Origin of the sequence: Lentibacillus sp. L22 (assembly GCF_040812445.1) — a bacterium.
GTDB lineage: Bacteria > Bacillota > Bacilli > Bacillales > Amphibacillaceae > Lentibacillus_C > Lentibacillus_C daqui.
This window is the reverse complement of sequence record NZ_JBFNXI010000005.1, coordinates 91,892-105,924: the sequence shown is the minus strand read 5'-3', so window position 1 is coordinate 105,924 and position 14,033 is coordinate 91,892. Positions and strand designations below refer to the sequence as shown.

Genomic DNA, 14,033 nt, shown 5'->3' with positions numbered 1-14,033 from the left:
ATTTTGTGCGTTACCGGGGTTCCCCTAAGAATCCGCCTTATACCGGTACTGGCGGGATATCACTTTCCTGGTAACGGTGATCCAAATCAACGAACTTATTATATTCCTTTACGAAAGCAAGCTCCACTGTGCCAACAGGGCCATTACGCTGTTTGGAAATGATAATCTCAATAATGTTTTGTTTTTCCGATTCCTGATCATAATAATCATCACGATATAAGAATCCAACAATGTCAGCATCCTGTTCAATACTTCCGGATTCACGTAAGTCCGACATCATCGGGCGTTTATCCTGACGCTGCTCCACACCACGGGATAGCTGTGATAAAGCAATTAATGGTACATTCAATTCCCGGGCAAGTCCTTTTAATGACCGGGAAATTTCGGATACTTCCTGTTGTCTGTTTTCTCTGGAATTGCCACTTCCCTGGATGAGCTGCAAATAATCAATCAGGATCATACCCAATCCATGTTCTTGTTTTAACCGCCGACATTTGGAGCGAATTTCACTAACACGGATGCCAGGTGAGTCATCAATATAAATACCAGCGTTGGACAAGCTCCCCATTGCCATCGTCAACTTTCCCCAGTCATCGGCCTCCAGCGTACCTGTCCGAAGACGCTGAGCATCAATATTGCCCTCCGCACAAAGCATCCGCTGGACAAGCTGCTCGGCGCCCATCTCCAAGCTGAAGATCGCCACATTTTCATTGGTATTAATAGCCACGTTTTGCGCAATATTTAACGCAAATGCGGTCTTACCGACTGATGGACGGGCAGCGATAATAATCAGGTCGTTGCGCTGAAACCCTGAGGTAATTTGATCAAGATCCCGATACCCTGTTGGTACGCCTGTGACATCCGCTTGATGATTATGCAGCATTTCAATATCATCGTAGACCTCTATTAATACGTCCTTGATAGACTTAAAAGCGCCGGCACTTTGTCGCTGTGAAACTTCGAGAATATTTTTCTCCGCCTCATTTAAAACATCATCGACATCATCTTCTCTGGTGTAACCGGTAGTAACAATGTCTGTTGCGGTTCGGATTAACCGGCGCAGTATCGATTTTTCTTCAACAATTTTACTGTAATAACCAATGTTAGCAGCGGTTGGGACACTGCCAGCCAGATCGGTCAAATAGGAGACCCCGCCAACCTCATCTAACAGTTTTGCATTTGATAATGATGTAGTTACCGTGACCAGGTCAATCGGTTCACCAAGGTCGGAGAGCCGCATCATTGTCTCAAAGATGCGTTGATGACCGGCCCGATAGAAATCCGCCGGCATTAACCGTTCAGAGGCTTGGGAAAAAGCCTCAGGTTCAAGGAAAATAGCACCAATGACCGCCTGTTCCGCTTCAATATTATGTGGTGGTGTACGATCATTCCAATTCTCATTCATTTGTTTCATTTCTCCTCTTATAAATCGGAGTGACTAAGGGTTGGTTACTTATCAAGCCATCGTTTCCCTTGTAGAGGATGTTCAAAAAGTCCGGTAAAAATGACACGTCGAATTTCGTCGTTGGCTTGCTTTTCCGCTCCTCATGTACCTTTTATGTACACTCCGGTGCTCAAAGCTACGCCGCCTAGAACTTCTCGGTCCTTTTTATCCTCCTTTTTGAACACGCACTTGTATGAAAACGATGGGACAGGAGAACCGTCCCTCTGTCCCTATTTTTCTGTGACGTGTACTTTTATGGAACCTGTTACTTCGGGATGGAGTTTTATCGGGACGGTTGTGTATCCCAAAGCCCGGATTGGTTCATCCAGTTCAATTTTACGTTTATCGAGCTTATAGCCGTACGATTTTTCCAATGTTTCAGCGATCTGTTTGCTGGTAATGGAGCCAAACAGACGACCGTTATCTCCTGACTTTGCTTGCAACTCAACAGTTAGATTGGCAAGGGTATCTTTTAATTTTATAGCCTCATCTTTTTCCGCTTGTTCTTCTTGAGCTGCTTTACGCTTTTTAGCATTTAATGCCTTCATATTACCTTCTGTTGCTTCTTCAGCTAATTTATTCTTTAGTAAATAATTACGGGCATATCCATCAGAAACATTTTTAACGTCGCCTTTTTTTCCTTTACCTTTCACGTCTTTTAAGAAGATAACTTTCATTCTAATTCTCCTCCTCCAAAATAATCTTCAAGTATTTCTTTTAACAGTGCTTCAGCGTCATCCATGGTAGTATCCTCAATTTGTGTTGCGGCATTGGTTAAATGACCGCCGCCGTTCATTTTCTCCATAATAACCTGCACATTTACATCACCGAGTGACCTTGCACTTATACCAATTTTACCATCTTCCCGTTCAGAAATAACGAATGAAGCTTCGATTCCACTCATCGTCAACAGCGTATCCGCTGCCTGGGCAATTAGCACAGATCCATAGGTTTCCCCCTTGATTCCCTTGGCTATGGCAACCGAATGATGATAAACTGTAGCGCGTTCGATTAACTTACTGCGCTTCACATAAATATTTAAGTCCTCTTTCATAAATTGCTGCACCAACACCGTGTCAGCACCCTTGGAACGTAAATAGGATGCAGCATCGAATGTTCGTGATCCCGTTCGTAATGTGAAACTTTTCGTGTCAATAATAATACCAGCAAGCAGTGTGGTTGCCTCCAGCATTTTCAATTTTAATGTTTTCGGCTGATACTCCAACAACTCTGTAACCAATTCTGCTGTCGATGATGCGTACGGTTCCATATATACAAGTGTCGGATTATCCACGAATTCCTCAGCACGGCGGTGATGGTCAATGATAACCTTAAAGTCGGTTTTACTTAACAATCGAGGATCAGCCATCATAGACGGTTTGTGCGTATCAACAACAACAACCAGGCTTCTGCTAGTAACAATTGTTTCTGCTTCATCTGGCTCAATAAAGTGGTTCCATAAACTTTCCTCTTTTTTAATCGCGTCCATCATCCGGGTAATGCTTGAATTAATATCATTCGGATCAAGCACAATATACCCTTCCACATCATTGGCTCTGGCAATATTTAAAATACCAATTGCGGCACCAACCGAATCCATATCAGGTGACTTATGCCCCATAATCAGTACTTGATCACTCTCCTTCACTAATTCCTTCAGTGCATGGGAGATAACACGAGCCCTGACCCTTGTACGTTTTTCCATTGGATTGGTTTTCCCGCCATAGAATCGAACTTTTCCCAGATCATCCTTAATCGCAACCTGGTCACCCCCGCGGCCCAGTGCCAGGTCAAGGCTCGATTGTGCCAATTCCCCGAGTGCAGGTAACAGCATCTCACCATAACCAACGCCGATACTGATCGTCAATGGAATATTCTGTTCTGAATTAAGTTCTCTTATCTCGTCAAGAATATTAAACTTGGTCTTTTCCAATTTACCAAGAATTTCCCTTGTGCCAACTGCCAGAAACCGCTCCTGTGACGTTCGTTTCAGATATAGCCCATACGTATGTGACCAATCATTTAAGGCAGCTGTAACCTTTGAATTCAATTGACTCTTCCATGTATCATCCATGTTTTGCGTGATTTCCTCATAGTTATCCAAAAAAATGATTGCTAAAATTGTTTGATCATTTTCATATAATGTTTGAATTTTTTTTGCTCAGTTCGGTCAAAAAAGTATAGCAGACGTTCTTCCTTTTTAATAATCGACTGAAAATCATAGCCTTCCAGTTCAAACCAAACTTCATCTTTTCCTTCCTTAATCGTTGGAATGAGATCATCGGACAGCAAATTCAATGACTTGCCAACTAAGATATCCTCCTCACCGAATCGATTCATATACGGATTCGCCCATTCAACGATGTAATCTTCATTGTACAGAACAATTCCAATTGGCATTTCCAATAATGCTTCCTCGCCAACCTTCTTGATCCGGTGGGAGAGTGTCGCAATATATTCCTCTGTTTCATTGATAATTGTTTTCTCGGTTCGAATACTATAATAAAACGATGCAATTAAAAATAACGTCATTAATAACCCTAATATCCATTGATAATACCAAATGACACCAAGCAGAATAATGGATAATAAATAAATAATCCATAGGTGTCTACTAAATGCGGGTTTCTTCTGTAAATCTGGCATAGAATTCACTCCATAACCTTTTTCGTTAGGTAAGAACGTACAAAAATCCAGGCCCTATTCTGGGTATTGCCAGGGGAGGGAAAGTTCGGCCAAGCCCGCGACCCTGTCGCAACGCCGAACTGACCTGCGTCCTGCAGCCTTCCATCCGGTTCCAGTACCTTTGTTCAGTTCGCAAGACGCTGGTCATGCCAACGTCAGCACAAGACGTCCGGCTTTAATCGACCAGCGTTTAGCCGATTGCACAATTCTTTCTTTATCTCGCATTAACGGGCTGTAAAACCCCCACTGAATGAAATTTCACTTTATTTATTGGCGGAAATCCGATCCCGCAAGCGAAAGCCTATATCAATGATTCCCAAGACTCGCACCAGAATTACCAAGAACGGTATAAAAAGTGTAGCTATAATACTGATAATCGGCAGTGCCTTTGATCCGCCTTTCTGATAAGCATAAAAGAAAATCAGTGAAAATCCTTGTAAAATCATTAATGTACCAATGAGCATTAACACATTATTTACTGCCAAATACAAGGTTCCATTTGGATCCAAATCAAAGAAAGAGAAAATAATCGCAATAAAGTAAATCCATATGAGTGATACCGGCAATGTCAGATTACGAAAGGGCGGAAATCGGTAATCCTTGCTCCATATACGATTGACAATCTTATAACTGATCCATTGACAGATAAAGGCAAAAATAATTCCAATTATTGCGATACCGGCTGGAATTAAATTTTTCATCAGATCGACCTGCTGTTCAATCATGGAAAGCTGTTCTTCGGCTTGCCCTGGCAAACCAAACTGATCCATCATTCCCTGGGCTTGCTCCATCGATTGGTCAATTGCCTGGTTGATTGCTTTTACAATATTCACATCAAACACCAACTGTGTAATCAAAAACAAAAATACGAAGCCGATCACAAAACCAACCGTACCCCGTGCCCATGTTTCATAGGCTGACAAATTCTTATTCATGGCAACACCAATCATGATCCCGCCAAGCCCCATCAAAATGGTTAGCGGAGAAAAGGCTGTTGCAAATAAAGTTGACAGAACCAGGCACGCCACAAACATGATAAGTGATGGTTTCCAATTATATCGTGATGCAAATACTGCAAATGGGATTGGCAAAAGAAAGAAAGCAATAGCTCCCACCACTGGTACAATCGTGATAATTAAAAGGAGAATCATATAAATCGCAGTGAGTAATGCACCTTCTGTCAGTAGTTTCGATCGATTCATGAATTGCACCTCTTACATTCAATTACAGACTTTTTTTCATATCATTACTATATGATAACATTTTTTGTAGACATTTTGGGATTGAAAAATGCGGAAATCCAAATAAAAGAAAAGTAAAAACGATATTACATGCGCTTTTTACAAGTTTTTTTACTATAATAGGGGGGAGATATTAATTTATTTGTCCAGCTTACTTAAGAAAAGAAGGATGTCCAGCAATGATTTTTATCCAGGCGTTACTCCATAGTATCAAACTACCAGCTAAAAATGCCATGTTCCGGCTCAATCGGATTGGTATGGATATTACCGTTATGTACATGTTTTTGCTTCTGCTGATTGTTTCCATCCCATCTCTGCTGGAACGACTGTCCAACCCAAGCCAATCAGGGATTACAGTACATATATTTTTTTTGTTGATGTACTTTTTTATTTTCTATTATCTGCCGTTAGTGATCTTTGTATTTGTCATACTATCTGCAGTGGCTTATATTGGTGTTTTGATTAGCCGGGCGCTATCCCGTAAGATCCGTTTTGCCATCCTGTGGAAAATGTGTGCTTACACAACAACGATTCCGTTTTTAATCTATACCATTATCGCGCTATTCATTCCAATTAGCGATCGCTGGCTATGGCTATTTCTTATTTATACGATTATATTAATGATTAAAATGATTACAGTCTATCCAAGAAGAAAAGAACAGTCAAGAGGAAAAATATAGCTGTGTTATCTAGTTTTATTGAAAAACTGCACTTTTGGCGAAAGCGTCATCACTATTATAATCAAATAAAATAAAGACCCTTTCGCGGAATACTTGCAAAAGGGTCTTTATTTTATTACTCGGCTACGTAAGGCAATAATGCCATTTGACGAGCACGTTTGATTGCTTTGGTCAATTTACGCTGATATTTTGCAGATGTTCCAGTTACACGACGTGGAAGTATCTTTCCGCGCTCTGAAATGAAACGTCTCAGTAAATCAACATCTTTATAGTCGATGTGTGTAATTCCGTTCGCTGTGAAGTAACACACTTTACGACGCTTTGCACGACCGCGACGAGCTGCCATTTGTACCCCTCCTTTTGGTTATTTGTTCAAACAATGATCTAAAAGAGGATGTTCAAAAAGTCCGGTAAAAATGACGCTTCGAATTTCGTCGTTGGCTTGCTTTTCCGCTCCTCATGTACCTTCTATGTACACTCCGGTGCTCAAAGCTACGCCGCCTAGAACTTCTCGGTCCTTTTTATCCTCCTTTTTGAACACTCACTAAAACGGTAAATCATCGTCGGATATATCGATAGGTTCGCCATTATTTCCAAATGGGTTCTCAGGATTTGGCTGGTTCTGATTCTGGTTTTGGTTTTGATTCGGACTTTGTTGTGGCTGAAAACCAGAGGATCCTTGACTTCTTTGTGAAGAACTTTTTGTTTCCAAAAATTGCACACTTTCGGCGACAATTTCTGTTACAAAAACGGTCTTTCCATCCTGTCCTTCATATCTGCGTGTCTGAACCCGACCATCAACGCCGATCATGTTACCTTTTTTCATGTAGTTTGCCAGGTTTTCCGCAGCTCTGCGCCAAACGACACAATTAATAAAATCTGCTTCACGTTCACCTTGCTGGTTGGAAAAAGGCCGGTTAACCGCAATGGTAAAGTTGGCCACCGCGACTCCGGTTGCTGTATAACGTAAATCTGGATCCTTCGTTAATCTGCCAACTAGTACGACACGATTTAACATCAGAACCACCCCTTATTATTGATCTTCTTCTCGAATTGCGATATGGCGAATAATATCGTCACTAAATTTTGCCTGGCGATCAAACTCATTGATAGCATTTTCATCAGCCGCAAAATTGATAACAACGTAGTAGCCATCACGATAATCTTGAATTTCATATGCAAGACGGCGCTTGCCTTTTTCATCAACTTTTTCAATCTCCGCTCCATTATCAGTAAGAATGTTGTTAAAGCGCTCAATTAAAGCTGTTTGCGCCTCTTCTTCGATATCTGGGCGGATGATATACATGATCTCGTATTTTGTCATCCGTTACACCTCCTTTTGGTCTTAGCGGCCCTTATCTATTAGAAAAAAGGTTAAAACCTTCCATTTTCTGCAATAAGAGCAAGGAGTAATCTTATACATTACTCACAATGAGATATTATACCAAAACAGACCTAAAAAAACAACATTTCGAGAGAATCCAAATATACGTTAATAGCAATCACATTAAAAAACAGCCTTTTTTATAATACAGACCTTAGACAACCAGACACCTTTAACTATACATTGAAACGGAAATGGATGACATCGCCGTCTTGGACAATATATTCTTTCCCTTCCAGACGTACACGACCATTTTCACGAGCTTGCACCATGGATCCAGCAGCCATTAAATCCTCATAGGAAACGACCTCTGCGCGAATAAATCCTCGTTCAAAATCAGAATGGATGATTCCTGCTGCTTGTGGCGCCTTAATGCCTTTATGAAAGGTCCATGCTTTAACTTCCTGCTCACCTGCCGTAAAATAAGTTGCCAGTCCCAATAAGTTGTATGATGCTTTAATAAGCTTGTCCAGCCCAGATTCTTCAATCCCCAGTTCATCCAGGAACATATCCTTTTCGTCCGGATCCAATTCGGCAATTTCTTCTTCAATTTTCGCACTGACGACAATTACTTCCGCATTTTCATTGGCTGCAAATTTCTTTACTTTTTGCACATTCTCATTAGCATCAGGTTCAGCAATTTCATCTTCTTTAATATTGGCTACATACAAGGTTGGTTTACTTGTTAATAGTTGTAGTCCTTTAACAACCTTCCTCTGCTCTTCATTAAATTCGACTACACGTGCGGGTTGTTCATTTTCAAGCGCTTGTTTCAATTTGGTAAGTACCTCATACTCCACAACCGCACCTTTTTCCTTTTGTCTGGCTAATTTTTCTACCCGCTGATAGCGTTTATTGACAGTTTCCAAATCAGCTAAGATCAATTCCAAATTTATCACTTCAATATCAGTAATAGGATCAACCTTGCCGGAAACATGGGTAATATTTTCATCCTCAAAACAACGTACAACCTGACAAATCGCATCAACCTGGCGAATATGGGACAAAAATTGATTACCCAAACCTTCCCCTTTACTTGCACCTTTGACAATACCTGCAATATCGGTAAATTCAAAAGCTGTTGGTACAGTTTTCTTCGGATGTACCAATTCCGTTAATTTATTTAATCGATCGTCAGGTACTTCAACAATACCAACGTTTGGATCAATTGTCGCAAATGGATAGTTGGCTGCCTCCGCACCTGCTTGGGTAATTGCATTAAATAATGTTGATTTCCCGACATTGGGAAGGCCAACAATTCCTGCTGTTAAAGACATAACTAACTTTCACTCCTTAAGGATTCCTTCCATGAACGCGTTCGTTACCATTCATTATAAGTACATGCCAATCAATTGACAAGCAACGAAAAAGCAAAAATGAGCCTTTTTAACGGACACATTTTTGCCAATTGAACATGGAAAATTTAATTTCATCTGTTATTAGCCAGCCGAAAAATCACATTCTCGGCTAAAAAAATAATTTTACATAATTTTTTCATATTAACAACTGCCGGGGAGATTAATCTGTCAATTTTTGTAAAATCATTCTTTACTCTTCCGCTTTTTCCAATACCTTTTTCATCTTTTTGGTAAACTCTTTGCGCGGGATCATTACACTATGGTTACAGCCCATGCATTTGATGCGGATGTCCATCCCCATCCGAATGATTTTCCAACGGTTTTCTCCACACGGATGCTGTTTTTTCATTTCAACAATATCATGTAATCCAAACTGTTTATCCGGCATTATCGCATCCCCCTTTGCATGCTTTAATCATTGACTATTGCTTCTTATCCGTTCCTGTACCCCATCCCCGCTTATTTGCGGTGCTTCCTCACGTGTGTACATGACAAGTCTTGGTGCAGGGATTTCAATACCTTCATGATAAAGTCGTTCCTTGACCTCTTTACGAATGATTCTGGCACCAGCCCATTGGTATACGGGCAAGGTTTCGGCGATCACCTGGATGACATAGTGTGATGTTTCCAATGATTGAATACCTTGAATAACCGGTGTTTCTACAATTTCTTCATATTTCTCTGGCAAATCCTCAATGATTGTCTCAATAATCTTTTCAGCTGCTAATATATCACTTTCATATGGTACATTAATATCAACAACAGCCAGCCCGTTATGAATCGAATAATTAGTTACCTGGGTGACATCGCCATTAGGAATAATGTACTGTTCTCCTGTCCAGCTCATAATCTTTGTTGTACGAATCCCAATTTCTTCAACTGTTCCTTCAGCATTAGAGGCGACAATATAATCCCCTACCGAAAACTGATCCTCAAAGATAATAAAGAAGCCGGAAATAAGATCACGAACCAGATTTTGGGCACCAAAGCCGATTGCTAGCCCAACAACTCCTGCTCCCGCTAGAAGTGCCCCCACGTTAAAGCCAAAAGCATTATCAAGTACCATGATAATTGCGGCAAAATACACGGTATATGATAACATGTTCTGAATCAGTTTTTTGAGCGTCATTTCCCTACGTTCCGTGATACGAAAAGGGCCACGCTGTTTATTCCGAAATATCCGCTCGATAATCTTTTTCCCCAGACGGACAATAATTATCGCGATCAGTATAATTAATACAGCCCTGCCGATTGATTTGGATATATCAATCCAAAGCTGGGCGCCTGTTAAAAAACTCCATAAATCATTGATGCTATTTATTTTATTAGCCTCTGTTAATGTTTCCGCCAATTTTATCCCTCCGAAAATAGGAAACTTTCTTTTTTTCAGGCAAAGCCTATTCCATGTATAGATTTTACCTCAATATGGAGAATAAGAAAAGAATATAGCAATCTAATTTAGCTGCTTCTTTTATCGATTTTTTTCCAAATTGGAAATAACAGAAGGCGGGTGAGTACATATAAATTAAGCAGGCCATAAAAGGGATAGAGATAGTTAATTAACGTTGAGAATCCCAAGGTCGTTAACGGAACCATCACAAGCAAAATTAAAAGCACTAATAACCATAAAGGTACATTCAGATAATGCTGGATCCTTGTCACTATTCCCATTACCCCGGAAGCAGCTGTCGTAAAAATTGCAAACCAGAGCATGGCAGACATAAAGATGAGCATGCTGAACGGGTAATCCTTCAAAATTGCAAATAACGGTATTTCATAGAGTAATAATTCGTCAGCAATCTGGATGAGGCTATTGTTATAGATATATGAGAGCGTGCCCAAAATGACGCCACATCCAACACTGGCAAACCAAATTTCTCCCTTGGAATGAATCTTATTGCCAATTGCCCCAAGAACAGCAATCAAAGGAAGAATATTCAATGCTGTAAATGGAAAGGCAGCCGTCCAATTTCGTTGTTCATACCAGTGAGAAAACAGAGACAATCCCTGATCATGGGTAAATAAGAGCAATATATAGAGAAGCCCGCCAAGCAATAATGGCAGAACCACCTGATTTACCGATAAGATTCCGCTGATATCTTTAAAGAACAGTAAAACAAGCGTAACGACAATAAAAGCAACACCCCACCAATAAGAAATATTAAAAGCCTGTCCTGTTGCACCACTTCCGGCAATCATGACTACGGTAGTCGTAATCAGATATAAAAAAATCATGACATCATAAACACCCGTAAGCTTTTTACCTACAATGTCGCGAAGAATTGGCAGATAGTCTGTAGATTGCCGCTGGTAACTCAGATCCAAAATGACGTACACAGATATGGAAAAGAAAACGGCAAACAACAGGATAGCCAGTCCACTTTCATGCCCGAAAAATTGCCATAATTCTCTTCCCGATGCATAACCAGCACCTATCGTTGTGCCTATAATTAAAAACATCCATCTAAGACCAGCCTTAATCATTGCAGTTCCTCCAATAATTTTTAATATGGTACGTATACTTCCTTTTTAAAATCCGTATACTAATACCAATATGTTTGTGGAGGATAAGCTATGAATCTAAAAAAGCAGTTAAAAACAAAAAATGATGTTTTCAGGATGGACTATACAGATCCTGATTTACTTGAAATAATGGGTGAGAAACTCATTTCATGGCTTCCCAAGTTCCCGCATGAATATGTCATTGTCTGTATCGGCACTGACCGTTCTACAGGAGATGCACTTGGTCCATTAATCGGTAGTTTTTTTACCGAATTAAGGCCACGACATATGACGGTATATGGAACATTGAAAAAGCCGGTACATGCTGCAAATCTCCATGATTATGTTCGACATATTGAGCGCCGCCATCGTTGTCCGTTTATTATCGCGATTGATGCCTGTTTGGGAAAGAGCCGTTCAGTAGGATCCATTGTTACTGGTGTTGGGCCAATTAAGCCTGGGGCAGCCATGAATAAACAACTGCCGGAAATCGGGAATATCTATATAACTGGTGTGGTAAATGTGAGTGGTTTTATGGAGTATTCAGTCCTGCAAAATACAAGGTTATCCATTGTTATTGATATGGCGAAGAAGGTAACCGCCATATTGGATCAAATTGATCGCCAGTTGACACATGGTCGAAAACTCCCCGCCATGATTTCACAAAAAAACATCGCCTCATCGAAAATTGATATTTGAAGTTGAACCAATCAGACCGTTACTGGCTGTTGGATCTCTCACCTAGAATTTTCATATTTTCTCTATTCATGAAGTGAGCAGTCTTACAGCCAGTTACACTGCGATAAATCATCATACCAGTGGACCACATATCAACTAAATGCGGTCAAAATAGCTGATAAATATAAAATACAATTCCAACAGTCACGAGGGCGGGTAATAAATTGCCAATCCGGATGCTGGTCAATTTTAATAGATTAAGTCCAATAGCTACAATCATTAGCCCGCCCACTGCAGTAAGTTCAATAATAAATCCATCCAGGAATGCTTTAGGAAGCCAATTTTCGATTTGTGTCGCTAATAAAGCAATCGAACCTTCATAAACCAGCACAGGGATAACAGAAAATATGACACCAAATCCAAGTGTGGTTGTCAGTACCAGAGCCACAAACCCATCGATGATTCCCTTTGTAATTAAAATTTCATGGTCACCCCGAATTCCACTGTCCAATGCACCAATTACGGACATGGCACCAATACCAAAAATAAGGGAAGCAGTAATAAACCCTTGGGCAATACTAAAATCATCACCACTTGAGGTAAACTTACTGCCAATCCAGGCTCCCAACCGGTTTAATCCTTCTTCAATATGCAGCCATTCTCCAATAATCGCCCCACTCAACAGGCTGAGCAGTACAATAATAATCACATCTGCTTCAAAAGCCATTTGTAAACCAATCAGGATAACGGCAAGTCCAATCCCCTGCATAACGGTTTCTTTATAACGTTCCGGTATTTTGGTGAATAACAATCCAATTAAACTGCCAATAATAATGCATATCCCATTTATGATAGTGCCTAGTAAAGCCATTGCTACAACTCCATTATCTGCTAAATATCTTCGTATGCTGCTACAATATCTGTGATTGCCTGAATAAACGTATCAACTTCTTTTTCCGTATTATAATAGCCTAGGCTCGCCCGAACAACTCCCATATTGGTTGTTCCCATCATTTCATGAGTTAGCGGACTGCAATGTAACCCTGCCCGTACCGCAATATCGTAATGTGAATCTAGGATCATAGCAATTTCCTGTGAAGGCACATGCAAGACATTAAAGGCCACAATTGGTATTCTTTCTTCCTGGTCTGTTGGGCCATATAGTAATACACCTGGTATTTTTTTTAGTTCCTGATAAAGTTGTTTCGCCAACAATGTTTCACGTGGAACATTGTTGGTTTTTCGTTGTTCATAGGCTAATAAAGCTGCGAAAAGCCCAGCAATGCCTGGAGTATTTAATGTTCCACTTTCCAGATGTTCCGGCCATTGATCCGGTTGAGTGATGGCTTCAGAAAAATTGCCTGTTCCACCATGATGAATCGGTTCTAATTCAATTCCCGTTTGTACAAGTAACATGCCAGTTCCTTGAGGGCCTAATAACCCTTTATGTCCAGGAAAAGCTAACATGTCGATTCCCATTTCCTCCATGTTTATAGGTACATGCCCTGCTGTTTGTGAGGCATCCACTAATGTTAAAATCCCACTGTTTTTAGCAAAGGTCATTATTTTGTGCAGTGGAATTATTGTGCCGGTGACGTTTGATGCATGCGTCATGGCAATTAATTTCGTCTTTGGTTGTATTGCATGACAAACATCTTCTATAAATGTTTTACTATTTCCTCTCCAAGGTACATAGGTGACTGATACACCATATGTTCTTTTTATGTATTCAAGCGGTCTGCGTATGGAATTATGTTCAAATGAAGTTGTGACTACATGATCACCTTTTTGCCAAGACAATCCTTTAATTGCTTGATTAATTGCAACAGTCGCATTAATATAGAACAATGCCCGTTTTGGATCCTGCAGTCCAAACAAGGAAGCTGCCTTTTCTCTTGTTTGATTAATTTTTTCTGATGCTTTTCGTGCGAGTTGATGCCCGCTTCTTCCCGGATTGGCTCCGTAAACCTCGACTGCCTTTATCATCGCATTGGTTACTTCCGGTGACTTAGGAAATGATGATGCCGCTTGATCAAAATAAATCATTTACGAATCCCCTCC

Annotated in this window: 14 protein-coding genes and 1 pseudogene; 2 read left to right on the top strand and 13 right to left on the bottom strand. The window is 40.4% G+C overall.

Annotation, left to right across the window (positions count from 1 at the left end; genetic code table 11):
• Positions 1–37: 37 nt before the first annotated feature.
• From dnaB to ABRT01_RS04225, 4 genes and pseudogenes are all read right to left on the bottom strand, one after another.
• Positions 38–1,405, bottom strand: coding sequence for a replicative DNA helicase (dnaB, locus tag ABRT01_RS04240; RefSeq protein WP_269410756.1), 1,368 nt, complete (start codon positions 1,403–1,405; stop codon positions 38–40).
• Positions 1,406–1,674: 269 nt separating this feature from the next.
• Positions 1,675–2,121: a 50S ribosomal protein L9 gene (gene rplI / locus ABRT01_RS04235; protein WP_269410757.1), complete on the bottom strand. Its 447-nt coding sequence runs from the start codon at positions 2,119–2,121 to the stop codon at positions 1,675–1,677.
• A pseudogene (locus ABRT01_RS04230) lies at positions 2,118–4,090 on the bottom strand (DHH family phosphoesterase). The gene rplI and the pseudogene ABRT01_RS04230 overlap by 4 nt, the downstream one beginning before the upstream one ends.
• Positions 4,091–4,392: 302 nt before the next feature.
• On the bottom strand, positions 4,393–5,331 hold the full coding sequence (locus ABRT01_RS04225) for a YybS family protein (RefSeq protein WP_269410759.1): 939 nt from the start codon (positions 5,329–5,331) through the stop codon (positions 4,393–4,395).
• A gap of 218 nt (positions 5,332–5,549) precedes the next feature.
• Here ABRT01_RS04225 and ABRT01_RS04220 point away from each other — a divergent pair, with 218 nt between their 5' ends.
• Positions 5,550–6,050, top strand: a complete 501-nt coding sequence (locus ABRT01_RS04220) for a DUF1189 family protein (protein ID WP_269410760.1) — start codon at positions 5,550–5,552, stop codon at positions 6,048–6,050.
• Between the two features lie 115 nt (positions 6,051–6,165).
• Here the strand turns inward: ABRT01_RS04220 and rpsR are convergent, their stop codons facing one another.
• The 7 genes from rpsR to ABRT01_RS04185 form a co-directional block, all read right to left on the bottom strand.
• The gene (gene rpsR / locus ABRT01_RS04215) at positions 6,166–6,396 is read right to left on the bottom strand and encodes a 30S ribosomal protein S18 (protein ID WP_170840739.1); all 231 of its coding nucleotides are present in this window, start codon (positions 6,394–6,396) and stop codon (positions 6,166–6,168) included.
• A 198-nt stretch (positions 6,397–6,594) separates the two neighbouring features.
• On the bottom strand, positions 6,595–7,068 hold the full coding sequence (gene ssb, locus ABRT01_RS04210) for a single-stranded DNA-binding protein (protein ID WP_269410761.1): 474 nt from the start codon (positions 7,066–7,068) through the stop codon (positions 6,595–6,597).
• Between the two features lie 15 nt (positions 7,069–7,083).
• Positions 7,084–7,374, bottom strand: coding sequence for a 30S ribosomal protein S6 (gene rpsF / locus ABRT01_RS04205; RefSeq protein ID WP_269410762.1), 291 nt, complete (start codon positions 7,372–7,374; stop codon positions 7,084–7,086).
• A gap of 236 nt (positions 7,375–7,610) precedes the next feature.
• Positions 7,611–8,711 carry a redox-regulated ATPase YchF gene (ychF, locus tag ABRT01_RS04200; RefSeq protein WP_269410763.1) on the bottom strand — a complete coding sequence of 367 codons (1,101 nt, stop codon included), beginning with the start codon at positions 8,709–8,711 and terminating at the stop codon, positions 7,611–7,613.
• A 271-nt stretch (positions 8,712–8,982) separates the two neighbouring features.
• On the bottom strand, positions 8,983–9,180 hold the full coding sequence (locus tag ABRT01_RS04195) for a DUF951 domain-containing protein (RefSeq protein WP_269410764.1): 198 nt from the start codon (positions 9,178–9,180) through the stop codon (positions 8,983–8,985).
• Positions 9,181–9,207: 27 nt separating this feature from the next.
• Entirely contained in the window at positions 9,208–10,143 is a 936-nt protein-coding gene (locus ABRT01_RS04190; protein WP_269410765.1) for a mechanosensitive ion channel family protein, read from the bottom strand.
• Positions 10,144–10,250: 107 nt separating this feature from the next.
• The gene (locus tag ABRT01_RS04185; RefSeq protein ID WP_269410766.1) at positions 10,251–11,276 is read right to left on the bottom strand and encodes a hypothetical protein; all 1,026 of its coding nucleotides are present in this window, start codon (positions 11,274–11,276) and stop codon (positions 10,251–10,253) included.
• 90 nt (positions 11,277–11,366) lie between these two features.
• Here ABRT01_RS04185 and yyaC point away from each other — a divergent pair, with 90 nt between their 5' ends.
• Positions 11,367–11,993: a spore protease YyaC gene (gene yyaC, locus ABRT01_RS04180; protein ID WP_367746380.1), complete on the top strand. Its 627-nt coding sequence runs from the start codon at positions 11,367–11,369 to the stop codon at positions 11,991–11,993.
• A 145-nt stretch (positions 11,994–12,138) separates the two neighbouring features.
• On the opposite strand, the gene ABRT01_RS04175 is transcribed toward yyaC, so the two are convergent.
• Both ABRT01_RS04175 and ABRT01_RS04170 read right to left on the bottom strand, forming a co-directional pair.
• Positions 12,139–12,843 (bottom strand): DUF554 domain-containing protein, encoded by a 705-nt coding sequence (locus ABRT01_RS04175; protein WP_269410768.1) that lies wholly within the window; start codon positions 12,841–12,843, stop codon positions 12,139–12,141.
• Positions 12,844–12,863: 20 nt separating this feature from the next.
• Entirely contained in the window at positions 12,864–14,018 is a 1,155-nt protein-coding gene (locus ABRT01_RS04170) for an aminotransferase class V-fold PLP-dependent enzyme (protein ID WP_269410769.1), read from the bottom strand.
• Between the last annotated feature and the right edge of the window lie 15 nt (positions 14,019–14,033).